22 protein-coding genes are annotated in these 23,136 nt (G+C 56.7%); 8 read left to right on the forward strand and 14 right to left on the reverse strand.

Annotated elements, in window-relative coordinates:
* Positions 1 to 8: 8 nt before the first annotated feature.
* The 4 genes from KP814_RS22135 to KP814_RS22150 are packed head-to-tail and all read right to left on the reverse strand — an operon-like array spanning position 9 to position 3,491.
* Positions 9 to 797, reverse strand: coding sequence for an alpha/beta hydrolase (locus KP814_RS22135; protein WP_216738818.1), 789 nt, complete (start codon positions 795 to 797; stop codon positions 9 to 11).
* A 29-nt stretch (positions 798 to 826) separates the two neighbouring features.
* Positions 827 to 2,080: an FtsX-like permease family protein gene (locus KP814_RS22140; RefSeq protein WP_216738819.1), complete on the reverse strand. Its 1,254-nt coding sequence runs from the start codon at positions 2,078 to 2,080 to the stop codon at positions 827 to 829.
* Between the two features lie 20 nt (positions 2,081 to 2,100).
* Positions 2,101 to 2,874, reverse strand: coding sequence for an ABC transporter ATP-binding protein (locus tag KP814_RS22145; RefSeq protein WP_216738820.1), 774 nt, complete (start codon positions 2,872 to 2,874; stop codon positions 2,101 to 2,103).
* A 17-nt stretch (positions 2,875 to 2,891) separates the two neighbouring features.
* On the reverse strand, positions 2,892 to 3,491 hold the full coding sequence (locus KP814_RS22150) for a DUF2796 domain-containing protein (protein ID WP_216738821.1): 600 nt from the start codon (positions 3,489 to 3,491) through the stop codon (positions 2,892 to 2,894).
* 245 nt (positions 3,492 to 3,736) lie between these two features.
* Between KP814_RS22150 and KP814_RS22155 the strand changes: the two genes are divergently transcribed.
* Both KP814_RS22155 and KP814_RS22160 read left to right on the forward strand, forming a co-directional pair.
* Positions 3,737 to 4,234 (forward strand): DUF3299 domain-containing protein, encoded by a 498-nt coding sequence (locus tag KP814_RS22155; protein WP_216738822.1) that lies wholly within the window; start codon positions 3,737 to 3,739, stop codon positions 4,232 to 4,234.
* A 103-nt stretch (positions 4,235 to 4,337) separates the two neighbouring features.
* Complete coding sequence (locus KP814_RS22160; protein ID WP_253938554.1) at positions 4,338 to 5,486, forward strand: HD-GYP domain-containing protein; 1,149 nt, start codon at positions 4,338 to 4,340, stop codon at positions 5,484 to 5,486.
* Here KP814_RS22160 and thiI read toward each other — a convergent pair.
* Complete coding sequence (thiI, locus tag KP814_RS22165; protein ID WP_216738824.1) at positions 5,483 to 6,934, reverse strand: tRNA uracil 4-sulfurtransferase ThiI; 1,452 nt, start codon at positions 6,932 to 6,934, stop codon at positions 5,483 to 5,485. The two genes, KP814_RS22160 and thiI, sit on opposite strands and share 4 nt — an antisense overlap.
* 382 nt (positions 6,935 to 7,316) lie before the next feature.
* Here thiI and ppnN point away from each other — a divergent pair, with 382 nt between their 5' ends.
* On the forward strand, positions 7,317 to 8,684 hold the full coding sequence (gene ppnN, locus KP814_RS22170) for a nucleotide 5'-monophosphate nucleosidase PpnN (protein ID WP_253938555.1): 1,368 nt from the start codon (positions 7,317 to 7,319) through the stop codon (positions 8,682 to 8,684).
* A gap of 74 nt (positions 8,685 to 8,758) precedes the next feature.
* Here ppnN and hemB read toward each other — a convergent pair whose 3' ends face one another.
* The 7 genes from hemB to KP814_RS22205 all read right to left on the reverse strand — a co-directional run bounded on the left by hemB (position 8,759) and on the right by KP814_RS22205 (position 14,962).
* Positions 8,759 to 9,742 (reverse strand): porphobilinogen synthase, encoded by a 984-nt coding sequence (hemB, locus tag KP814_RS22175; RefSeq protein ID WP_216738825.1) that lies wholly within the window; start codon positions 9,740 to 9,742, stop codon positions 8,759 to 8,761.
* Between the two features lie 41 nt (positions 9,743 to 9,783).
* On the reverse strand, positions 9,784 to 10,986 hold the full coding sequence (gene pcaF / locus KP814_RS22180) for a 3-oxoadipyl-CoA thiolase (protein ID WP_216738826.1): 1,203 nt from the start codon (positions 10,984 to 10,986) through the stop codon (positions 9,784 to 9,786).
* Positions 10,986 to 11,645, reverse strand: coding sequence for an alpha/beta hydrolase (locus KP814_RS22185; RefSeq protein WP_216738827.1), 660 nt, complete (start codon positions 11,643 to 11,645; stop codon positions 10,986 to 10,988). The genes pcaF and KP814_RS22185 overlap by 1 nt, the downstream gene beginning before the upstream one ends.
* Before the next feature lie 22 nt (positions 11,646 to 11,667).
* Positions 11,668 to 12,519, reverse strand: a complete 852-nt coding sequence (locus KP814_RS22190) for a 3-keto-5-aminohexanoate cleavage protein (RefSeq protein WP_216738828.1) — start codon at positions 12,517 to 12,519, stop codon at positions 11,668 to 11,670.
* A 30-nt stretch (positions 12,520 to 12,549) separates the two neighbouring features.
* A complete protein-coding gene (locus tag KP814_RS22195; protein ID WP_127968236.1) occupies positions 12,550 to 13,470 on the reverse strand; it encodes a DMT family transporter in 921 nt (306 codons plus the stop codon).
* 134 nt (positions 13,471 to 13,604) lie between these two features.
* Positions 13,605 to 14,432 carry a helix-turn-helix domain-containing protein gene (locus KP814_RS22200; protein WP_216738829.1) on the reverse strand — a complete coding sequence of 276 codons (828 nt, stop codon included), beginning with the start codon at positions 14,430 to 14,432 and terminating at the stop codon, positions 13,605 to 13,607.
* Positions 14,433 to 14,638: 206 nt separating this feature from the next.
* On the reverse strand, positions 14,639 to 14,962 hold the full coding sequence (locus tag KP814_RS22205) for a cytochrome c (RefSeq protein ID WP_216738830.1): 324 nt from the start codon (positions 14,960 to 14,962) through the stop codon (positions 14,639 to 14,641).
* A 299-nt stretch (positions 14,963 to 15,261) separates the two neighbouring features.
* Here KP814_RS22205 and hemH point away from each other — a divergent pair, with 299 nt between their 5' ends.
* Positions 15,262 to 16,263, forward strand: a complete 1,002-nt coding sequence (gene hemH, locus KP814_RS22210) for a ferrochelatase (RefSeq protein ID WP_253938556.1) — start codon at positions 15,262 to 15,264, stop codon at positions 16,261 to 16,263.
* A gap of 16 nt (positions 16,264 to 16,279) precedes the next feature.
* Here the strand turns inward: hemH and KP814_RS22215 are convergent, their stop codons facing one another.
* Positions 16,280 to 17,929, reverse strand: coding sequence for a response regulator (locus KP814_RS22215; protein ID WP_216738831.1), 1,650 nt, complete (start codon positions 17,927 to 17,929; stop codon positions 16,280 to 16,282).
* A 123-nt stretch (positions 17,930 to 18,052) separates the two neighbouring features.
* Positions 18,053 to 18,772, reverse strand: coding sequence for an ElyC/SanA/YdcF family protein (locus tag KP814_RS22220; protein ID WP_216738832.1), 720 nt, complete (start codon positions 18,770 to 18,772; stop codon positions 18,053 to 18,055).
* Between the two features lie 275 nt (positions 18,773 to 19,047).
* On the opposite strand from KP814_RS22220, the gene KP814_RS22225 reads away from it, so the two are divergent.
* The 4 genes from KP814_RS22225 (at position 19,048) to KP814_RS22240 (ending at position 23,112) form a co-directional block, all read left to right on the forward strand.
* Positions 19,048 to 19,221, forward strand: a complete 174-nt coding sequence (locus tag KP814_RS22225; RefSeq protein ID WP_216738833.1) for a hypothetical protein — start codon at positions 19,048 to 19,050, stop codon at positions 19,219 to 19,221.
* 413 nt (positions 19,222 to 19,634) lie between these two features.
* Positions 19,635 to 21,131, forward strand: coding sequence for a CoA-acylating methylmalonate-semialdehyde dehydrogenase (locus KP814_RS22230; protein WP_216738834.1), 1,497 nt, complete (start codon positions 19,635 to 19,637; stop codon positions 21,129 to 21,131).
* 38 nt (positions 21,132 to 21,169) lie between these two features.
* On the forward strand, positions 21,170 to 22,330 hold the full coding sequence (locus KP814_RS22235) for an acyl-CoA dehydrogenase family protein (RefSeq protein WP_216738835.1): 1,161 nt from the start codon (positions 21,170 to 21,172) through the stop codon (positions 22,328 to 22,330).
* Positions 22,330 to 23,112: an enoyl-CoA hydratase gene (locus tag KP814_RS22240; protein WP_216738836.1), complete on the forward strand. Its 783-nt coding sequence runs from the start codon at positions 22,330 to 22,332 to the stop codon at positions 23,110 to 23,112. The genes KP814_RS22235 and KP814_RS22240 overlap by 1 nt, the downstream gene beginning before the upstream one ends.
* Positions 23,113 to 23,136: the final 24 nt, after the last annotated feature.

Consider the following 23,136-nt stretch of genomic DNA (forward strand, 5'->3'; position numbering starts at 1 on the left):
CTGACGATTTAAAGACTCTCAATAAACTGACTGATCGCGCGCCAGTATTCGGGATACATGCTGATGTCGTTGTGATCCGCTCTATCCAGCGTGACTGTCCGTTGCGGACCGCCCCAGGCCGCCATCAGCCGCTGCCCGTGCTCCATCGGCACAACCCGGTCCCTCCCCGCCAGCAAAGCCAGCGCAGGCGCTTTGATCGTCGCCGCATGAGCCAATGAATTAAAAGGATGACGCACCAGCAGACCGACCGGCAACCAGGGGTAATGTTGCTTGCCAACGGCAGCCAGACTGTCAAATGGCGTGGTCAACACCACCGCCCGCACCGGACGGCGATCCGCCAGCTGCACCGCCACGCCGGAACCCAAACTACGTCCCAGCAGAACGATATGTTGGGGGTCGATTTTCAGCTTGCGCGTGAGATGGTCATATAAGGAGACGGCGTCGCCCACCAACGCCTCTTCTCCCGGAGAGCCCTCGCTGTCGCCGTAGCCCCGGTAGTTCATCAGCAGAAAGGACTCCACCGGTAACTTTTCCATTTCCCAGGCGTTCCAGGACACCTCTTCGCCATTGCCGCCAAAGTACAGCAGCAACGGCTTGCGTGCGGAAATCTCTCCCCGTTGAAACCAACCGGACAAGGTCACGCCATCATGCTCAAACTTAAACTCTATGGACTTCAACCTGCTGCGATTGCCTGCGTCCACCGCCTGCGGGAAAAAGATCATCCGGTCCTGATATAACCAGAAGAACGCTACGCCGGAAAAGCAGATAAGCAGAAGAGTGCTGATAAGAGCCCACATGAATGTTCGCGCCTTAGCCCAGGATTGTCTCATGTTCTAATTGTCATTCCGTCCGCCAGAGAATAGCGATAAGCCCGATAGGCCGGCGCTGCTCCGATTAATACGCCCGCCAGGATGATGCCGCCCAGGACGGCCAGGTTATCCACGGTCAGCGGGTCCACGCCGATAAACAGACCGAAGTAACTCTCCAGCGCCGGCTGAGCGGCGAACAGCGTCAGAAACAGCATTGCGACGCCGACCAGCACGCCGCAAACCGCCATCAAACCGGCTTCGATCATCAGTAGAACGAAAATATGACGCGGCTTGGCGCCAACGGAACGCAGGATAGCCATTTCCCGGCGGCGTTCGTTCAACCCTGACCAGATTACCGTCAACATGCCGATCAAGCCAGTCGCGACGACAAATGCCGACACGGCGAGCAAGGCGACCTCCGCCACGCCCATCATGCTCCACAGCTCCTGCAGCGCTACGCCGGGCAGGATAGCCAGCAACGGCTCTCCGCGATAATTATTGATCGCACGTTGCAGAGTGAAGGTGGCGAGTTTGGAGTCCAGTCCAACCAGAAAGGCGGTTATCAGCTTGGGTTGTAAATCCGCATGCCGCGCCTGCTCCGCGCTAATCGAACCACTGGGCGCGCCGCTGTCCCATCCCAAATGGATAGCTTCAATGCCTTCCAGGGAGACGTGCACGGTGCGATCCACCGGAGTGCCGGTCTTCTTCAAAATGCCGACGACTTTGAAAGGCTTATCATCATGATTGGCGAAACTCACTTCGCCGGCGCCGTGAGAAATCACAACGGACTGACCAAGTTTATAACCCAGTTTCTCCGCCACTTCCGCGCCTAATACGGCGTCGTATACATCCTCAAAACGGCCGCCGTCGCTAAACGCCAGCTCACGTTTGGCCCCGTAGCGGAAGTGCTCAAAGTAATCCGTATTGGTGCCCAGCACGCGAAAGCCGCGATGTGAGTCGCCTAACGATAACGGGATGGTCCATTTCACCCGTTTCATGCCGGCCACTTCCTGGTAGCTATGCCAGGAAATATTGTTAGTGGCGTTGCCGATGCGGAAAACCGAGTACAGCAAGAGCTGCACGGAACCGCTGCGAGCGCCCACAATCAGATCGGCGCCGGATATGGTGTTGGCGAAGCCGGCTTTGGCTTCCCGACGAATGTTGTCCACGCCCAACAGCAGCATAACGCTGACGGCGATGGAGAAAATAGTCAGCAGCGCCGTGGTCTTGCGATTCAACAGGCTGCGTAACGTCAAACTGTAAATAGACATCGAAAAGCGGCTCCTGCAGGTCAAGATTCCGGTGGCTGATAAGCGCGATTGATTTCCGCCAGGCTGACAGTGCGATCAAACAGGTCCTGCAAAGCAGGATCATGGCTGACGAACACCAGCGTCGATCCACTGGCGGCCACTTCCTGAAACAGCAGCTCGATAAACGCCACACGGGCGTCCGTATCCAGGGCGGAGGTAGGCTCATCGGCGATAATCAGCCCTGGCGAGCCGATAAGGGCCCGCGCCACGGCGACCCGTTGTTGCTGCCCCACACTCAGGTCAGTCACCGGCCTGCGCCCGAGTTTGGCCACATCCAGACGCAAATGAGAAAGCAGGCGCTCCGCTTCCTGCGTCAGACTCGCGCCGCGGGCGCTCACTCTTTGCCGCCGCGCCTTGGAGAAGCGGCAGGACAATGTCACGTTATCCACCAGTGACAGGTAAGGAATCAGATTAAACATCTGAAAAATGAAGCCGATGTTGTCCGCCCTGAAACCGTCCCGGCCTGAAGCGCCAAGCGCGCTCAGTTCGGTATCCATCACCCTGATGCTTCCCTCCCTGGGCTGGATCACGCCTCCAAGCAGGCTCAGCAGCGTCGTTTTGCCGCTGCCGCTGGCGCCGCGCAGAAAGATGCGTTCCCCCTCCCGCACCTGCAGCTCGGGAATATCCAACACATCATCATCGCTCCCTGGCCAACGAAACTTCAGACCTTCCAGCTGCACAAGGGCGCGGGCCGGCGCAGGTTTAACCGTCGCGTCTCGCTCAGGCGCGATGGCGGGTTCGCTCACATTCTGCATGACGCCATTCTCACTACTTACAAATTAATCTGATGTTTTTCCGGGCTCAGTTCTATGGCAGTCTGCCCCTTCGGCCCGATCACCTGTACGTCCAGATCTTTCAGGCCAGGGAAATACTTGAACAACAAAACGTCCACTGCGGTAAGCTTGCCCGCGTCGCCGCACTCGAAGATGTAAGAGGCGTCGATATCGGAGTGGCCGTGCTCATGATGGTCATGATCATCTTCGTCATCACCGTGTTCATGCTCATCATGAGCCGCTTCCTCGTGCTTGCCGCCGTCTTCGTCGTATTCGAAAACATCGCCGTCCACTTCCGCCGACAGCAGCTTACAACCTGCGGCCGGGGTCAGGCCAAACAGTTCTTCACCCTTATTGAGCAAGACCGCCGCCTTCTCCACCTGCTGACGTTCCGCCTCAGTAGCGGGAGCATGTTCAAAACCCACTAGGTTCATCGCGGGGCTTTCCAGCTCAACGACCAGATTTCCCTCTTCCAGCGCCAGCTTCATCGTCGCCGCGCCATGCACATGCGCCCCATGCTGCTCAAATTCTTCGGCGTGCGCGAACTGGCTGGCCGCTAACACCATCATACCGACCCACAGGCGATTTCTATAACTCATAAATTTAATGCTCCTGAACTTAGAGAGTGATTCTTCCGCTTGGTTTTTTATGTTATAACATAACGAAACGAAATTGTTATAGGGCGAATTAAATTCAAAAAAGTTAATCTTGGGTTCGCGCAGCCATACAGTATGTTGCACTTGCTGTTGCGTGGTGTTGCGCCTGGCCAGGGTTGGGAACGGCTGTCAGCGGTCTGGATCGCCTTTCCACGTTTTGACGAAACTACTGATTCCATAGGATATTTATGAACAGATTGCTCTCGACGCTGATCGCGCTCGCATTCTCCTCCCTGCTTTCCAGCGGCGTACTCGCGGAGGATTTCAAGACCGTACAATGGCAGGACCTGATCCCCAAGTCCGCGCAGCAAAAAACTGTTAGCGGAACCGTGGAGCATGGCCAGATCGCCATGGAGCCGCCGCCCCAGGCCAGCGCGCCAATCGTCCCGGAGCTGAACAAACAGAAAGTTCGCATAGCGGGCTTTGCAGTGCCTTTGGAAGGCGACGAAAGCGGGGTGACCGAGTTCCTGTTGGTGCCGTACATGGGCGCATGCATCCACGTACCGCCGCCGCCCTCTAACCAGATCGTTTACGTCAAAGCCAAAAAGAAACCGTTACCGTTGGACTACCTCTACGACGCGTTCTGGGTATCCGGGGCGATCAGCGTGGAGACAGTAAGCAGCGAGCTGGCGGAGAGCGGCTACAGCATGCAGGCGGACGCCTTCGAGCCTTATCAGTACAACTAAGCGGCCAGACATAATTCCAGAGCCAGCTCCTGATCTCGACTACACTTTAAGTATCCGCGCTCCTGCGGAGCTTTAATGGAAGTTGCATCGACAAACCGGGAGAATGTTTGTGGCCAGCGAGTATCAGCCGGATTCTCTGGATATCCTCAACCATCAGGGCAGCGTACAGCAAAAACTGGAATATCTGCTGGAAAATCTCCAGCAGACCTACCCTTATATCTGCCGCATCGCCATCGCCATTTACGACGCCTTGCAGGATCAGCTCAAAACCTTCGCCTCCGCCGGCTCCAGCCATCCCCTGCTGGAGCACTATCAGACGGCGCTGCACGAAGTCTCCTCCCTGCAACATATGAAAGACAACAGGTTCATCCGCGTCATCAATGACATCGGCGATGAACTGGGCGGTGGAGAGAGTCCAACCCAGCACACGGAAGCCCTGCTGAAAGCCGGGTTTCACGCTTCTTACACCTTTCCCATGCGCTACAACGAGCGCTTTCTCGGCTTCGTGTTTTTCAACGGCGCGGAAAAGGACTGTTTTCAGGGCCGGGCGCTGGTGGATATGGATATGATCGGACACATGATCACTCTGATCGTGTACAACGAGCGCAGCAATATCCGCACGCTGATCGCCACGGTCAAATCAGCCATGCTGCTGACCCACTCCCGCGACCCCGAAACCGGCGGCCATCTTGAACGCATGGCGCGCTACTCCAGACTGATCGCCGCGCGTCTGGCGCCGAAACACGGCTTCTCCGACGAGTATGTGGAGCACATTTGCCTGTTCGCGCCCTTGCATGATCTCGGCAAAATAAAAGTGCCCGACAGCATTTTGCTCAAACCAGGTCGGCTGGAGGAAGAAGAACTGGATGAAATGCGTCGCCATCCGATGTACGGACATGAATTAGTGGACGCCTTGATTAATAACTACGGCCTCAATGGCGTCAGTCATGTGAACATGCTGCGCAATATCGTGCTGTATCACCATGAGACTCTGGATGGTGGAGGCTATCCCGAGCATTTGCGCGGCGAAGATATTCCCATTGAATCCCGAATTGTCAGCGTCGCCGACGTCTTCGACGCGCTTACCAGCGCCCGTCCCTACAAGCCAGCCTGGGACAATGACAAAGCCTTCGCCGAACTCAAGCGTCTGGCGGGAAACAAATTAGACAGGGGGTGTGTGGTGGCGCTGATGGATTGCCGCAAACAAATTGAAGAAATCCAACAGCGCTTCCGCGAGAACGAATACGGTTAAAGTGGTCGATACACCAGCACTTTGCGCCCGTTTCCGTTGAGATGACTGGCGTGCAACTGACTCATAACGCCTTTGTCGCAGAACAGCAGGTAACGGGTTTCTCCGTCCAGCTCCGCCATGCGGATTTCCAGCTCGTAGAAAGGCACCTGCAGAATTCTGTTGTTGGTCAGCATCAACGGCGCCTTTTCCTGCTCGTTGGGGTGACGAATGTCGATAATCACGTCGTCCAGCGAAGGCGTCGACACCACTTCCACTTCATCCACGGTCAGTTCCGACTGCATGATCTCGTCGATGTTGATCGCCCGGCGGTTGGCCAGCGCCTGTTCCAGCACTTGCATATCGAAGCGCTTCTCATCGTTCTCAATGCGATAATCCCGCGCTTTGGTGGTGGGGCGGTCGGAGATGACGCCACAGTATTCCGGCATGTTGCGGGCGAACTCTTCCACGCCAATCTGGCTGGCCATGCGGATAATGTCCTGTTTATCGGTAACGATCAGCGGACGCAGCACCAGCATGTCAGTGGCGGAATCAATCACATTCAGGTTGGTCAGAGTCTGACTGGACACCTGCGCCACACATTCGCCGGTAACCAGCGCCGTGGCGGACAGATCACGCGCGACCTGGGTCGCCGCCCGCAACATCATGCGCTTCAGTACTACGCCCATGTTGGAGTGATAGATCTTGTCCAGAATTTCCGCCACCACGCCTTCAAAGGGAACAGTGATGAATTTGACCCGCTGGCCGCCGCCGTACTTCTCCCACAAATACAGCGCCGCCTGCTTCACTCCCACTTCGTGAGCGGTTCCGCCCAGATTGAAGAAGCAAAAGTGCGTGCGCATGCCCCGCTTCATGGTCAGGTAGCTCGCGACGCCGGAATCGTAGCCGCCGGACATCAGGGACACGACCGGCTCCAGACCGCCGACGGGATACCCGCCCAGGCCTTCGTAGCGTTTCTCCACCAAGTAATATTTATCGTCGCGCACTTCGATGGAAATAATGACTTCCGGATTCGACAGGTCCACCCCCGCCGCCTTGGTGTGCTGGCGCAGTCCTCCGCCGACGTAACGCTCCAGATCCATGGAGGTGAAATCATGCTTGCCGGCGCGCTTGACCCGCACCTGGAAGCGTTTGCCTTCCAGTTGCTCTTCGTACAACGCCTTCGCGTTCAGGTAAATAGTGTGGAAGTCCGCCAGGGGATATTCATGCACCACCAGGAAGTTGGTGATTCCGGACACCCTTTGCAGGGCTTCAATCGCCCGTTTACTGGTGCGCTCGTCGGCGTCCGGCAGCAAGACTTCAATTTTGTCCCAAGATCCTTCAACCACCACGTTTTCGTCAATTTGACGCAATACGCGACGAATATTTATGCGTAACTGCTTGACCAGATCCTTACGCACCGGTTTACTTTTAATTGTGATTTCGGGAAATAATTTGACGAGAAACTTCATAATCTGGCCTGATCCAAATCTCAGCGGGGGCGCTATTCTACTATCATTCCCCCTGTCATGCATGGGCCGATCGCCAAAAATCCCCCTGCGCGGACAACGCCAGGGAGTGATAGCCAACTTCGCCCAGACGACTTACTATTTAGACTCCATCCGGAAAACCCGCTTACCTGCGCCGCGCCGGTCATCCTTACATTACCCTGCTCCCGGATGGGCTCTTATAAATGATAACAATAGCAGATTAGGCTCTATTGGCATTGCAGCGTCGCCACCGTCACGCCTGCATACGCCGTCAGGCTCTGGCTTGCTCCCACAGCCGTCCGCCGGAATCGGAACCGCCGGCCCCGCCGGCAAGTAGAAGTATTAGAAAAGGAAAGATATAGATATGAGTAACAAAATAACCGCACGCATCGCCCCGGAAGGCAGCCTCGATCTGGTCTCACAACACGAAGTCAACCTGTTGAAGGACCGCAGCAATCGCGGCGTGTATCGCCTGTTCCGACAATGCGCCCTGGCCGTATTGAACTGCGGCAACGAGTCCGACGATCCCAACACCATTCTGGCTGAATTCGCCGATTTCGATATCCAGCTGATCCAACAGGCCCGCGGCATCAAGCTGGAGGTGATCAATGCGCCTCACAACGCTTTCGTCGACGGCAAGATGATCAAAGGGATTCAAGAGCACCTCTACGCCGTGCTGCGCGACATCATCTACGCCAACAACGTGCTGTCTCACAACACCCAGCTGAACCTGAACAACGGCGAGGATATCACCAACTTTATTTTCCATATGCTGCGGAACGCCGGCGTATTGATTCCCCGTCGTTACCCCAACATCGTCGTGTGCTGGGGAGGCCACTCCATCAGCCGGGACGAGTATGACTTCACCAAAGAAGTCGGCCACTCCCTGGGTCTGCGCGGACTGGATATCTGCACCGGATGCGGCCCCGGCGCCATGAAGGGACCGATGAAAGGCGCCACCATCGCTCACGCCAAGCAGCGCATTCAGACCGGACGCTACATCGGTTTGACCGAGCCGGGCATCATCGCCGCCGAGTCGCCAAACCCCATCGTCAACGAGCTGGTGATTCTGCCAGATATCGAAAAGCGTCTGGAAGCCTTCGTGCGACTCGGCCATGGCATCATCGTCTTCCCCGGCGGCGCTGGCACCGCAGAGGAGATCCTGTACCTGCTGGGCATTCTGCTGAACCCGGAAAACGATTCACTGCCTTTCCCGGTAATTTTCGCCGGAGCCAAGAAAAATGAAGAGTACTTCGGCCAGATCAACGAATTTATAGGCCTGACCCTGGGTAAAGCCGCTCAACGTCGTTATCGCATCATCATCGACGACCCCGAGCTGGTCGCCCTGGAAATGAAGAAAGGCATCCAGGACGTCACTTATCATCGTAAAGGCTCCAGCGATGCGTACTACTACAACTGGTTGCTGAAGGTTCAACCGCAGTTCCAGCACCCCTTCCAGCCGACCCACGAGAGCATGCGCGCGCTGGCGCTGCACCGCGAACAGCCCATTCATGAGCTGGCGGCGAACCTGCGCCGGGCGTTTTCCGGCATCGTATCCGGCAACGTCAAGGAAGAAGGCGTACAGCTGGTGGAACGTCTGGGACCATTCGAGATCAGCGGCGATAAAACTATCGTCGGCTCTTTCGGATCATTGTTAGAGTCTTTCGTGAAGCAACAGCGGATGAAACTGCCAGGCAGCAAATACGTGCCCAGCTATCGCATTGTGGATTAAGAATGCGTCTTTGCTAGAAAGGAGAAGCACTGGCGGCGGCGAGCCGCCAGCGCCCAGGGATCAGAAGTCAGCGATCAGGTTTCCTGCAGCCAACGCGCCGCATCCAGGGCGTGGTAGCTGATAATCATGTCCGCGCCCGCCCGTTTCATACTCAACAAGGTTTCCAACACCACGCTGCGTTCGTCGATCCAACCGTTGGCCGCCGCGGCTTTCACCATGGCGTATTCGCCGCTGACGTTATAAGCCGCCATCGGCAGATCGAAGCGATCGCGAAGTTTGCGCAACACATCCAGATACACCATCGCCGGCTTCACCATCAGGAAGTCCGCGCCTTCTGCTGCGTCCAGCTCCGCCTCCCGCATCGCTTCACGCAAGTTGGCCGGGTCCATTTGATAGTGCTTGCGGTCGCCGCCGGCGGGCGCGGAATCCGCTGCATCCCGAAAGGGTCCGTAAAAGGCGGACGCGTATTTCACTGCGTAGGACATGACGGATACGTTCTGGAATCCGTCTGCGTCCAGCGCACGCCGAATCGCCGCCACCTGACCGTCCATCATGGCGGCGGGAGCGACCACATCCGCTCCTGCTCGCGCGTGACTCAACGCCACCTTGGCCAACAGCGCCAGGGTGCGATCATTATCCACGCCATCGCCGCAGAGCACGCCGCAATGGCCATGTTCCGCATACTGGCATAGACATACATCCGTGATCAGCGTCAGCCCTGGCGCCGCCTGCCTGATCAACCGCAACGCCTGCTGCACCGGCCCGTCTTCCCACGCGCTGCGCCCCTGAGAGTCTTTAACTTCAGGCAGCCCGAACAGCAACACCGCCTTGATGCCGCTGCGCCAGGCGCCGACGCAAAGCTCTACCGCCAGATCCGGCGACAGGCGCTCAACCCCGGGCATCGACGCAACCGCTTCACGCTGCTGAACGCCAGGGATGACAAACAGGGGATACACCAAATCCTCCACCCGCAACGCAGTCTCCCGCACCAAATCGCGTATGGAGTTATTGCGACGTAGACGCCGGGGACGAGCCACTGGAAAAGAAGCCTGCGCCATGATCCGTTTTCCTCTCTTCGATTATTAAATTTCAGAGCGGGTTAAACCCGCTCCAGCACCATTGCAACGCCTTGCCCTACACCAACACACATGGTGCACAATGCATAGCGCAAATTATGCGCTTGCAAATAGTGGGCGGCGGTTCCCACGATGCGCGCGCCGCTCATGCCTAGAGGATGTCCAAGGGCGATAGCGCCGCCATTCGGGTTCACATGCTCGGCGTCTTCCTTCACGCCCAACTCCCTCAACACCGCGATGCCCTGGGAAGCAAACGCTTCATTCAGCTCGATCAAATCCATGTCTTCGATGCTCAGCCCAGCCAGCGCCAATGCTTTGTTCACCGCCGGAATCGGGCCGATCCCCATTACCCTGGGTTCGACGCCTGCGCTGGCGAACGCCACGATTCTGGCCAACGGCCGCAAGTGCTGGCGGTCCACCATCGCTCCTGAAGCAAGCAAAATAGCCGCCGCGCCATCGTTAACGCCGGACGCATTGCCAGCGGTGACAGTGCCGCCCTCGCCAAACAACGGTCTCAATTGCGCCAGCTTTTCAAGAGTTGTCGCTCGCGGATGTTCGTCGCTGTCCACGATTAAAGCAGGCTGCTTACGACGCTCAACCATGACAGGAACAATTTCACGATCAAAAGCACCTCGCGCCCTGGCGTCGGCATAACGTTCCTGACTACGCAACGCAAACGCGTCCTGGTCTTCCCTGCCAACGCCATACTGCACCGCCACGTTTTCCGCGGTCTCAGGCATAGAGTCGACGCCGTACTGCGCTTTCATCAACGGGTTCACAAAACGCCAGCCGATAGTGGTGTCGTATACCTCCATGTTACGGCTGAATCCTTGCTCAGACTTGGGCAAAACAAAAGGCGCCCGCGACATGGACTCAACGCCGCCGGCAATCCCCAGCCCTAGCTCTCCACATTTGATCGCCCGCGCCACACTGGCCACAGCTTCCATACCAGAACCACATAGACGGTTAACCGTCATAGCCGGCGTCGTAACGGGGAACCCGGCCAGCAATGCGCTCATTCTGGCGACATTGCGGTTATCTTCTCCCGCCTGATTGGCGCAGCCGAATACAATTTCTTCGACAACGCCTTCATCCAGGCCTGCGTTTCTTTCCAGGATGGCGCGTAAAGGAATCGCGCCAAGATCATCCGCCCTGACTCCGGCCAAAGCGCCCGCGTATCTTCCAATCGGCGTACGTACGGCGTCACAGATATAAGCTTCGCTCATTATGCGCACTCCACGGCGGTTTCCTGGACGAGCATCTTCGACAACATCGCCCTTGCAGCCTCCAGTTCATCCCGATTGACTTTGTGCTCCATGCCTGGATAGACGCGCATATCAACACTCGCCCCCATATTTATGAAGACCTCCGCGGAGTCGCGCACACGCTCCAGCGGCACCCAGCTGTCAACATCGCTGGTTCCCAGGAATACGGGCATCTCGTCAAAGCTTCCCACGCCTTCCCAAATCATGCCTTTAGGTCCGAACAGACCGCCGGTAAAGGCCACCAAACCGCCCCAACGATCAGGATTGCGGTAAACGAACTCCGCCGCCAGACAGGCGCCTTGCGAGAAGCCCATAAACACGATCTTGTAACGGGAAAATCCTCGCTCTTCCAAGGCTGCAACGGTCGCCGCCAAGGTCTCCAGGCCGTAATTCAGCCATGGTTGGTTGTCTTCCAGCGCCGCCATAAAGCCGTGGGGATACCAGGTTCTTTCCTGCGCCGAAGGCAAGGCGTACAGCACGTTATCCAAGCCGATGCGCTCGCCCACGCGGAATGTGTCTTCTTCGGTTTGCCGACGCCCATGCAGCAACACTACGGCGACTTCCGCCTCACCGGACGTATCGCCTAAGAAAGTGACTGGGGTTTTCATATGTGGATTCATTGTTTACTCCCTTAAACTAGCGTTAGGCGACTGAAGCCGCTGCGTTTTGCGGAACCTTAATGCCCAGCATCATTCTCGCCTCGTCCGGCGAGGCGATCTGTCTGCCGGTTTCCAGTGAAAAGCGGGCGATGCGCTCCACCAGCTGGGCGTTATCCCGGGCCAGCTCTTTGTAGCTGTAGTACACGTTATCTTCCATACCGGTACGGACATGTCCGCCCAGCAGGATCGTGTGCAGATTGACAGGGAGCTGGTCCTTACCTATTCCCAGGGCGGTCCAGATACTGTCTTCCGGGATGCTTTCCGCGAAGTGCAGCAGGTTCTTGCAGGTTGCCGCGGCGCCGCCGCGAATTCCCAGCGCGAAGGTGAAATACAATGGGCCGGATAAGAAGCCCTCATTACGCAGCAACAGCGATTCATTGATCACGCCGCTGTGATACACCTCGATCTCCGGCTTCACGTCATACTCACGCATGTCCAGCGCCAGCTCGCGAACCAATGCAGGGGGATTGATAAAGGGTTTGTCGCCGTGGTTGACGGAGCCGCAATTGAAAGAAGCGATCTCCGGTCTGTAACGCAGGTGATTCCAGGCTTCGTTCTTGGGCAAGTCAGCAGGCAGGTTCAAGCCTGAAGTGCTTAGGTTAATGAGTATGTCGCAGCGATCCCGGATGCGCTGCACGATCTCTCCGTAAACCTCCGCGCTGTAACTGGGACTGCCGTCATCGTTACGCGCGTGGATGTGTGCGATTGAAGCGCCTGCGTTCCAGCAGTCGTACACCGCTTGAGCGATTTCTTCCGGAGTGTAAGGCACTCCAGGATTTTTCTGACGGCTGGTGATGCCGCCGTTAACCGCAGCAGTAATAATCAGCTTGTTCACTTTTCAGATTCCATACAAAGCAATGATTAATCAGGTACAGGATGCCGACGCCTCGCCGCGTTGCGGCAGCGAGGCCAGATATATGCCAGCTCCAATTAACACGCCTCCTGCGATTTCCCGCATAGTGAGCAGGTTTCCTGTAAGAGCGAAAGTAATTAAGGTGGCGAACAAAGGAGACAGGAACAAAAAGCCGCTGGCGTGCACAGCGCTGCCCAGCCGCAAAACCTGAAACCAAAGCCCCATCGCTCCGGTGGTCGCCGGAATGGCGAGCCACGCAAATGCGCCCCAGACAGACAAACTGACCGGAGCGCCAAATGGTTCTCCATTCAGTAAGGCGATCAGCGCCAACGCGATCGCCCCGATTAACATCTGCCAAAAAGACAGCGCCCAGACGTCTAGTTCAGGCGCGAACTTCTTGATCGCTACCGTCGCCGCCGCCCAACAAAACGCGCCGCATATGACCAGCAGTTCGCCAACGCCTAAGGCGCTGCTTCCGATACTGTCGAGTCCCAGGCACAGCGCTACGCCAAACAGAGCCACTCCCATGCCGGCGTACGCCAACGCAAATACCGTTTCGCGCAGGATAAGCCGGGCCATGACCGCGACGATCAGCGGCGCGCAAGCCATTAATATCGCGGCCTTAGGCGGCGCGATGGATTGCAGCCCTAAATTGAGGAAGGCCATAGAGCCAGTGGTTTGCAAAAGACCAATGACGATCACCTGTCCCCAGACCACGGGTTTGAGCTTTAAGCGCCCGCCGAAGTCTCCCCGCCAGATCAGCAATGGCGTGATGGACAACGCCGCCGCCAGAAAACGCAGACACACCGCCCACAACGGCGAAACCTCCGTCAGCACCGCCTTGGTGGCTGGAAAGGAAGATCCAAACAGAAAGGTTGAGATAAGGATGAGCGTCAGATAACGCTTGCGATCGCGGGAAGCAACAGCGGCCATGGCTTACTCTCAGAAAGACTATCGGGGGACCTGAGCTGCGCAGGCCGATGATTTGCATCCTACGCCTGTGCAGCCCGCCCTACTACCTGGGAGAAGCCAATGTTTACGCCGAACCGGACAAACCTAATAAAAAGTCAGCTTTCTGGTTGGCGCTGAAAATAAAGACTGGGAGCGACGCCCATAATGCGTCGAAACATAGCGGAAAAGGCGCCCGGCGTTTCGTAGCCAAGATCCGCAGCGATCAGCGTCACCGGGTCGCCGGCGGCGAGACGGGGGATTGCGTTGAGCGCGGCGACCTGCTGACGCCAGTATTGATAAGACACTCCCAGCTCATTGCGAAACAAACGGGAAAGCGTACGTTCGGACGCCCCGATTACAGTCGACCAATCTTTCAGTTCGCGCGGATCAGCCGGATTGGCCAGGATAGCCCGACACAGGTTCTGCAAGCGGGAATCGCGGGTGGCGGGAAGCCGTAACGGGCGCTCATCAGACCATTCAATTTCCTCTAAAATCAGTGACATAATTCGACCATCCCGGCCACCTTCGTCGTAATTACTGGGAACTCGCATCGCACGAATGATCAACTCCCTCAGCAACGGCGATATCTGCAGCGTGCGCGGCTTTTGCGGAAAACTCACGGGACAGGCATGGGGCTGGATGTACATGGTGCGCAGAGACACGTCGCCACGGGCGCGCATGCCATGCTCCACATTGGGCGGCATCCACACCGCCCGTTGCGGGGGTATCAGCCATACCCCCTCGTCGGTGACCAGCTCCATCACGCCTGACGTGGCGAAAATAAGCTGGCAACACTCGTGTTTATGCGGCGTAACCCGATATCCGCTGGAAAATTCACGGGCCCTGGCGACGATAGGTCGCTCGCCCCTGATAGGCATATATTCTCCGGAATCAAAATCGGCTGCCGTCACATCGGTTTGCTGTCTGACTGTCTGTTCTGTCATAACGCCCTGTTTTAACTCCTTTGGCAGCGATAATCAGCGTAACGGCGCTAATTATCCATGGCGTAAAGACAAGCTCAAGAAAGGAAAGCGCCTGAACCGTGAAGATATATGGGAGAACGAAGGAAAAGCGGCGGAAATCTGGGACTTGAGAGTGGTTGGAGCGGGACAAGCGCAGCCGTTGATCCGCGGCTGCGCGAAAGGTCAGCTTACTTCAGGCCGGAGAAATACGCAGCCAGGTTGGCGATATCGTCGTCAGACAGCGCCGCCGCCTGACCTTGCATGATAACCGCCTGACCGCCATTACGGTTTTTGCTGCGGTAGGCTTTCAACGCCTCCACCAGATACTGCTCGTTCTGGCCCGCCAGGTTGGGATAAGTTGGGATAACGGCCTTGCCGTCCGCGCCATGGCATGCCGCACAGACTGCAGACTTGGCTTTGCCCGCTGCTGCGTCCGCCGCTTGTGCGGACACGGAAAGCAGTATGGAAGCCATGCCGGCCAGGATTAAAGGGACTTTCTTGGCTACTCTCATCAGTAATTCTCCTTCTTGGAGTGTTGGAATTTTTGTCAAGCCTTTATAGCATAGGTCGCTCGCCGCCCACCAGCCGCCAAAAACTTATGCTTGAACGGTTGTCTGGACGTCGAAAATGATCCGTCCGCGCATGGGAAGCGTAGACACATTTCGTTCTGCGAAGGCGCTATAATTCAACGCCATACGCTCGGGATCGCAATTGTAAATATTCAAACTGCGCGCTTGCATTGACGCATTGCAGTTTTCAAAGCGCTCTCCCGATATAAAATTAATATCCCTTAGCTGGAATGCCTATCTGAATGATCATTAGTCCCGATAACACCCGGAGCGCCGTGCTGCTTGTCAACCTGGGCACGCCGGACGCCCCAGACGCCCCCGCCATACGCCGTTACCTGAAGCAGTTCCTCAGCGATCCCAGAGTGATCGAGGTCCCGCGCCTGATCTGGTGGGCGATCCTGAATCTGGTCATTCTTCGTTTGCGTCCCAGAAAACTCATTCCCAACTATCGCAAAATCTGGACGCCAAAGGGCTCGCCGATCAAAACCATCACGCAACAACAGGCCTGCGGACTGCAAAACGCACTGGGACAAGAACTGGGCGCACGCGTGCTGGTGGATTTTGCTATGACTTATGGCTCGCCATCCCTGCCGGACAAGCTCGCAGCGCTGCAACGCCAGGGCATCGAGAAAGTCCTGGTGCTGCCCTTGTATCCGCAATACTCCGCCACCACCACCGCCGCCAGCTTTGATGCGTTGGCTCAGGCGCTGGCGAAGATGCGCGACATTCCAGAGCTTCGCTTCGTCAAGCGTTACCACAATCMCCCCGCCTATATCTCTTCTCTGGTGGATAGCGTGCGCGCCCACTGGCGGGTGAGAGGACGTCAGGGCAAATTATTGTTCTCCTTTCACGGACTGCCCAAAGCTTATGTGGAAAAGGGCGATCCTTACCGTCGTGATGCGGAAGAAACCGCCCTCGCCGTAGCGAGAGAGTTGAAGCTGGATGAATCGCAATGGCTGATGAGCTTTCAATCCCGAGTGGGCACGGCGGAATGGCTGAAGCCTTACACCGACGCCACCGTTACCGAGCTGGGCGCCAACGGCTGCGAAGCCTTGGACGTCATCTGCCCCGGCTTCTCCGCAGATTGCCTGGAGACGCTGGAAGAGATCGAAGAAGAAAACCGGGGGCTGTATGAACAGGCTGGCGGCAAGGATTTTCATTACATCCCCGCCCTAAATGCAGAACCGGAGCATATCGAACTGTTACAGGAACTCTGCGAACAGCACCTACGAGGCTGGATCTGACCTTAACGACTCACTGTTATCCGGCGCTTTGCGCCTGCACGCCGCCGCCATGAGTTCCTTCAAACTTAGTGCGCAGATGTTGAAAACGGGGATACTGCTTGTGCGTAGGCTTGATATGCACAATGCGGTCAAAACAGGCGGCGCAGGCTCTACGCGCTGCGCCATCGCCAGGAGAGGAACTCAGCTGTTTCAACAACACCTGAGCCAGATTCAGGTTTAGGGCGGGATGTCTGGCGGAATACTCCAGCGCCTCGTTAAAGGCTGCGACAGCGCCTTTAAAGTCTTCCTGTTCGGCCAGTTTAATCCCCTGTTTATTCAGTTCCGCCGCTTTCTGTCGCGCCGCTGGGCTGACCGGCTCGTCACGCATTTCCTCAATACGTTTTTGCAGCTCCGGTTCATCCCCGTGCATCAATGACAATTGCGACAGGATGAACTCCGCCTCCAGATCTTTGCCGCTGGCCAGCAGCACCTGAGCGTACTCCATGACCCGTGAGCTTGGCAGGTTGAATCCAACCGATTGATACAGGGTCTCCGCCAACGCCAGTCGCTCGTCCCGCTCCTCTTCATGCTTCAGCATGCAGCAGGCCTTCGCCGCCACCACTTCATATTGAAAACGCGCGGTGTCGTTCATGACAAAGCGCTCGTCCATATTACGCAGGACCTCAAAGGTTTCCTGCAGCGCCGCTTCACGCATGACTTTTGGCTGCGCGCCGGCACGCTCACAGAGACTGCGGGAAAACCCCAGATGGTTGTCGAGCCGGTCGAAGATGCTTTTGCGTCCCAGCTCAACCGCATTACGAAACGCCTCCACCGCGCAGTCCACATCCTGATTTTCCCAGGCGATATCCCCCAGCCTGGCATGCCTGAGGATGGCCGTCGGCGATAAACCCACCGCATCCACCAGCCATTCCTGCGCTTCTTTACCCCGGTGCGTGTCCACCAACACCCGCGCCAGCAAGTCATAGGCCACCAGACAGTTTGGCGCCGCCTCCACCACCTTGCGCAGTAATTCTTCCGCTAAGTCGTAATCCGCCTGGGCGATATAGACTCTGGCCACCCCAACCTGCGCCCAGATCAGCGTGCGTTCCGACAGCACCTGTTGATACACCCGCAGCGCCTCATTGAGCACGCCAGTCTGGAAGTACAGCTCCGCTACGGTTTTTTCACACCAGCGCAAGTACTTGCTGCCACGGGCGATTTTTTCTTCACAGCGGGAAATCGCTTCGCTCCAGCGCTCCATATCAATGGCGTGCTTCAGCTCATATAACACCTCGTTGTCCACCAACAGGTTATCCAGACGCTGCTTCAGGACATCGGAAGTGATCGGCTTGTTGATGTAAGCGTCAGGTTGATGGTCAATGGCCGCGAGCACCATTTCCCGGGTGGTTTCCGCCGACATCATGACAAACAGGGAGGTGTAACGCAGAATTTTGCGCTCCCGCAGCTCTTCCAGAACATGCTGACCATTTCTGCCCGAGAGCTGGTAGTCACAGATGACGACGTCGAACAGTCCATGCTCGCACTTGTTGATAGCCTCATCGCCATCCGCCGCCATATCTATGTACCAGGCGCCGAATGATTTCAGCATTTTCTCCAGAGCAAGACGCAATTGGGTATTGCCGTCCACTATCAGGAAGCGTGCGTTGCGATATTCCCTGTTAAACATCAGTCTTCAGCTCAGTTTGAAATCTAGTAGGAAGCGTGCGTCGAGATATTCGAAGCGAGAATGTTTTAAGCATAGCATCGCCGCCACGGAGCGTCGGGAGACACGCCCGTTTTTTGATCCATTTCAATTTATGCTTGCGACCAGGTTGGCCCACAACGCGCCTAAATATTCGTGCCAGGCCTTCTGTGTCGCGGCCAGTCCGCCGAGCGCCGGCCGAAAGCGTCGCCAATCCAGTTCCCGATGATGTTTGATGGTATGTCCTGTGGGCGCCGGAATGGGATGCAGTCCCACGCCTTCAAATAGCTGCATCGCCCGGGGCATATGATAAGCCGAGGTCACCAGCGCAAATGGCTGATCCCCCATTCGCGCCTGCGCCGCCAGAGCCTCTTCATGGGTATCCCGAGGATCTTCCTGCAGATCGATCCGTTCACGGGGAAAACCCAGCGACTCCGCCAGTCTCGCGTAGGCTTCCGCGTTAGAGAGAGGGTCCGTACGCGCATAGCCGGACACCAGCAACCTCGCCTCCGGATTTAGCAGAGCCACCCGTATTCCCTCAATAATGCGATATATCGCATCGCCCTCTATGTAACTGGTGATAGGAAGACTCGAATCCGACTCATGATAACCGCCCAGCACCACCACATAGCGCACCTTCTGACCGGCGTAAGGCGGATACTGACTCTCCAGCGGCTCCATCACTTTGTCAGAGAACCAGGGGGTGCTGATAGTGAGCAATCCCAGCCAAACCACGCCGAGCATTCCCAGCGCCAATTTTCGTCTGCGCCCCCTGATCAGCATCATTAGCGCAATAAATGAGATCAGCAAAGCAAGGGGTAAGGGCATTGCCCAGTAACTAATGAATTTTTTTATAAAAAACATAAACTTGCCACTTTTATCCTTGTATACAAAAGCATCAAAAAGGCCAAGCTTTGCACAATTTAACAAAGCTCCGCCTTGAACCGCCCGCTCTAATTGGTTATTCTGCGGCCGCTTTTTCGAACAGCCGTTTACTCCTTGAGAACGTTAAATTTTCACTAACACACAGGAGGAAAGCTTTGGTTAGCTCGATGCAGTCAGTGCGCTAACCAAAGTTTTCATCTTAAATCTCGGGAGAAACCATGTTATTGGAAGCGCCTATCGAATCAACTCTAGCTGCGGTCCTGACGTTGTTCGGCATAACCTATACTGTTCGCACCGTACTTAACCACATGATCAAGCGCGCGCAGGAAAAGCGCGACGCAGCCACCGTCGAAGCGGGAGACACAGGAGCCTCCTCCACCGCTGACGCCTGATCGGACACTCGTCCAGATTACTCAAGCAACTGACTCAATGTCAGTTGCTTCCCTTACTTCCCCAAACGCCCCTTCACTCTCAAAATGCAACCGCTTGGGAGCTCTAAAAACTTAACAGCGTTTACTCGCATACTCCGGGCCCTTCGCGCCACCGCCGCTTCCTTAAAACGTTTCCTGGCTATTCCGTTTAGCGCCCACAGCCACAAGATTTTCTCTTTTTAAATAACGCATTTACGTCACCTCTTGGCGGTTATGGCTAATTCCCGTGGTGGATTCTGCAATGCCGTTGCGCCGCCATAAGGTCTAGAATGGCCCTATGCGAGCCAAGGCTCAGAGCGTAGAGGAAGACCGTGTGACATCTTCCAGAGCAGGCTCATTCTATCCATAAAAATAAGATTACAAGGAGTCCCAAAATGCAAACCAGGGTCCCGTTATATATAGACGGCTCATTTACGGAAAGCGCAGCCACTCGCCACATCCCGAATCTGAATCCGGCCACCCAGCTGAATCTGGCCAACACTCCCTGCGCCACCCCGGACGAAGTCAACCGGGCGGTGGCCAGCGCCAAACAGGCGTTCGAAACCTGGAAGGACGTCCCCGTCATCGACAGGGCGCGTCTGATGATGAAGTTCGTGCAACTTCTCAAGCAAAACCAGGACGAAATCGCAGAAATTCTCAGCCAGGAAACCGGCAAGATTTTCGCCGACGCCAAAGGCGATGTATGGCGCGGCATTGAAGTCGTAGAACATGCCTGCAACATCCCTTCCATGATGATGGGCGAAACCGTTGAGAACGTGGCGCGGGATATCGATACCAGCTCCTACATGCACCCGCTTGGCGTTTGCGCCGGCATCACGCCGTTCAATTTCCCGGCGATGATCCCCCTATGGATGTTCCCCATGGCGCTGGCCTGCGGCAACACCTTCGTGCTCAAACCCTCAGAGCAAGACCCGCTCACTCCCATGCGCATCGCGCAACTGTTTGACGAAGCGGGCTTTCCCAAAGGCGTACTGCAAGTTCTGCACGGCGATCGCGAGCAAGTAGACATGCTGCTGACGCATCCAGATATCAAAGCCATTTCCTTCGTCGGCTCAGCGCCTGTCGGACAGCATATCTACCGCACCGGCACGCAGCACCTGAAACGGGTGCAATGTATGACCGGCGCTAAAAACCACATGGTCATCATGCCGGATGCGGATAAGAAGCAGGTTATCTCGCATCTGACCGGCGCCTCCGTCGGCGCAGCAGGGCAACGCTGCATGGCCATCTCCGTCGCGGTATTCGTGGGCGAATCCGCACAGTGGCTGGACGAACTCAAAGCTTCTATGGCGGAAGTGAAGCCCGGCGCCTGGAACGACGAAGCCGCCGGCTACGGCCCGCTGATCAGTCGCGGTTCCAGAGATCGCGTGTTGGGTCTGCTCGCCAAGGGCAAAGAAGAAGGCGCACAGTGTCTTCTCGACGGCTCCAGCTTCACCCACCCGGATTTCCCTGAAGGCAACTGGGTTGGTCCAACGCTGTTCAGCAAGGTCACTCCGGAAATGACGATCTATCGTGAGGAAATCTTCGGTCCCGTGCTGCTCGCCATGCAAGTGGACACCATTGACGACGCCCTCAAGCTGATCAATGACAACCCCTTCGGCAACGGCGTCTCGCTGTTCACCAATTCCGGCGGGGCTGCGCGCCACTTCCAGCGCAATGTGCAAGTGGGACAGGTCGGCATCAACATCCCTATTCCCGTGCCTCTCCCCTTCTTCTCCTTCACCGGCTGGCGTAACTCTTTCTATGGCGACCAGCATGCCTACGGCAAACAGGCGGTGCGTTTCTACACCGAAACCAAAACCGTGATCAGCCGTTGGTTCCATCATGGCGAAGAAGTGCAAGGCCCGAACCTGACCATTCAAATGCGGTAAGGGTGCGGTGATAGGCAACTGTTAAGAGTGTATGTATCGTGAATTTTGAACTATCCGAACAGCAAATTGCTTTCCGCGACAGCGCCCGCGCCTTCGCCGAGAAAGAACTGGCGCCCTTCGCCGCCGAGTGGGACGCCACCGCCCACTTCCCTGTGGAGACAATCCGCAAAGCGGGCGAAATGGGCTTTCTGTCCCTGTATACCCCGGATGAATGGGGCGGCCTGGGCTTGCCCCGTCTGGACAGCTCGATCATCTTCGAAGAGCTGTCACGCGGCTGCACCTCCACCACCGCTTACCTGACCATTCACAACATGGCCACCTGGATGATCGCCAGCTTTGGCCATGATGAGTTGCGTCAGGCCTGGCTGCCCAAGCTTGTCTCCGGCGAGCTGCTGGCGTCCTATTGCCTCACTGAGCCCAACGCAGGTTCAGACGCCGCCTCTTTGCGCACCTCTGCGAAGAAGGACGGCTCCGACTACGTCATCAACGGCTCCAAGATGTTTATTTCCGGCGCCGGCAGCACGGATGTGCTGGTGGTGATGGCGCGCACCGGTGAACCCGGAGCCAAAGGCGTGTCCGCGCTGGTCGTGCCCGCTGACGCCCCCGGCGTCACTTACGGTCGCAAGGAAGACAAGATGGGCTGGAATAGCCAGCCCACGCGCGCGATTACGTTCGATAATGTGCGCATTCCCCAAACCAACCGCCTTGGAGCGGAAGGCGAAGGCTTCAAGTTTGCGATGATGGGACTCGATGGCGGTCGCATTAATATCGCAACCTGCTCCATCGGCACCGCCCAGGCGGCGCTGGAAACCGCGCAGCGTTATATGCAGGAGCGTGAGCAGTTCGGGCGCAAGTTGTCCGACTTTCAAGCGCTGCAGTTCAAACTGGCGGATATGGCTACGGATTTAGTGGCGGCCCGCCAGATGGTGCGGCTCGCTGCGTTCAAACTGGACTCCAAACACCCGGAAGCCTCCACCTATAGCGCCATGGCCAAACGCTTCGCGACAGACGCCGGCTTCAAGGTCTGTAATGACGCATTGCAAATCCACGGCGGCTATGGCTACATCAAGGAATATCCGCTGGAACGCTTCGTTCGCGACAGCCGGGTGCACCAGATTCTGGAAGGAACCAACGAAATCATGCGCGTCATCATCGCACGCCGCCTACTCCTCGAACACGCCATGGAGACTATTCGCTAATGACAGGCACCGAGAAACTCCAACTTGAAATCATTGAGCGCACCGCCGTGCTCACTATCGCCAACCCGCCCGCCAACACCTGGGATGAAACCAGTCTGCCGGCGCTCAAGGCGTTAATTCAGCAACTCAATGACAACAAAGACGTTTATGCGCTGGTGATCACCGGGCAAGGCGAAAAATTCTTCTCCGCCGGCGCAGACTTGAACCTGTTCTCCGATGGAGACAAAGCCAGAGCGCGCCACATGGCGCGTATCTTTGGCGAAGCATTCGAAACCCTATCCAACTACCGCGGCGTATCCATCGCCGCAATCAACGGCTACGCCATGGGCGGCGGCTTGGAGTGCGCGCTCGCCTGCGACCTGCGCATCGCCGAAACTCATGCGCAAATGGCGCTGCCCGAGGCCAGCGTTGGCCTGCTGCCCTGCGCGGGAGGCACACAGAATCTTCCCTGGCTGGTCGGTGAAGGCTGGGCGAAGCGCATGATATTGATGGGTGAGCGAGTCAACGCTGAAACCGCGCTTAATATCGGACTGGTGGAAGCAGTCGTGGAAAAAGGCGCCGCCCGCGAGACCGCACTGGCCTGGGCGGAAAAAGTCGCGCGTCAGAGCCCACCCGCAGTGCGCGCCTGTAAAGAACTGATTCAGTCCGCCCGTAGCGCGCCGCAACGTATGGGCCTGCCGGTAGAAAGAGAACTGTTTGTGGATCTGTTTGATACCGAAGACCAGAAAGAGGGTGTAAACGCTTTCCTCGGAAAACGCTCGCCTCAATGGAAAAACCGCTAGAAGGCGACGCCTGACAATATTGAA

The sequence above is a fragment of the Hahella sp. HN01 genome (assembly GCF_018986435.1).
GTDB lineage: Bacteria > Pseudomonadota > Gammaproteobacteria > Pseudomonadales > Oleiphilaceae > Hahella.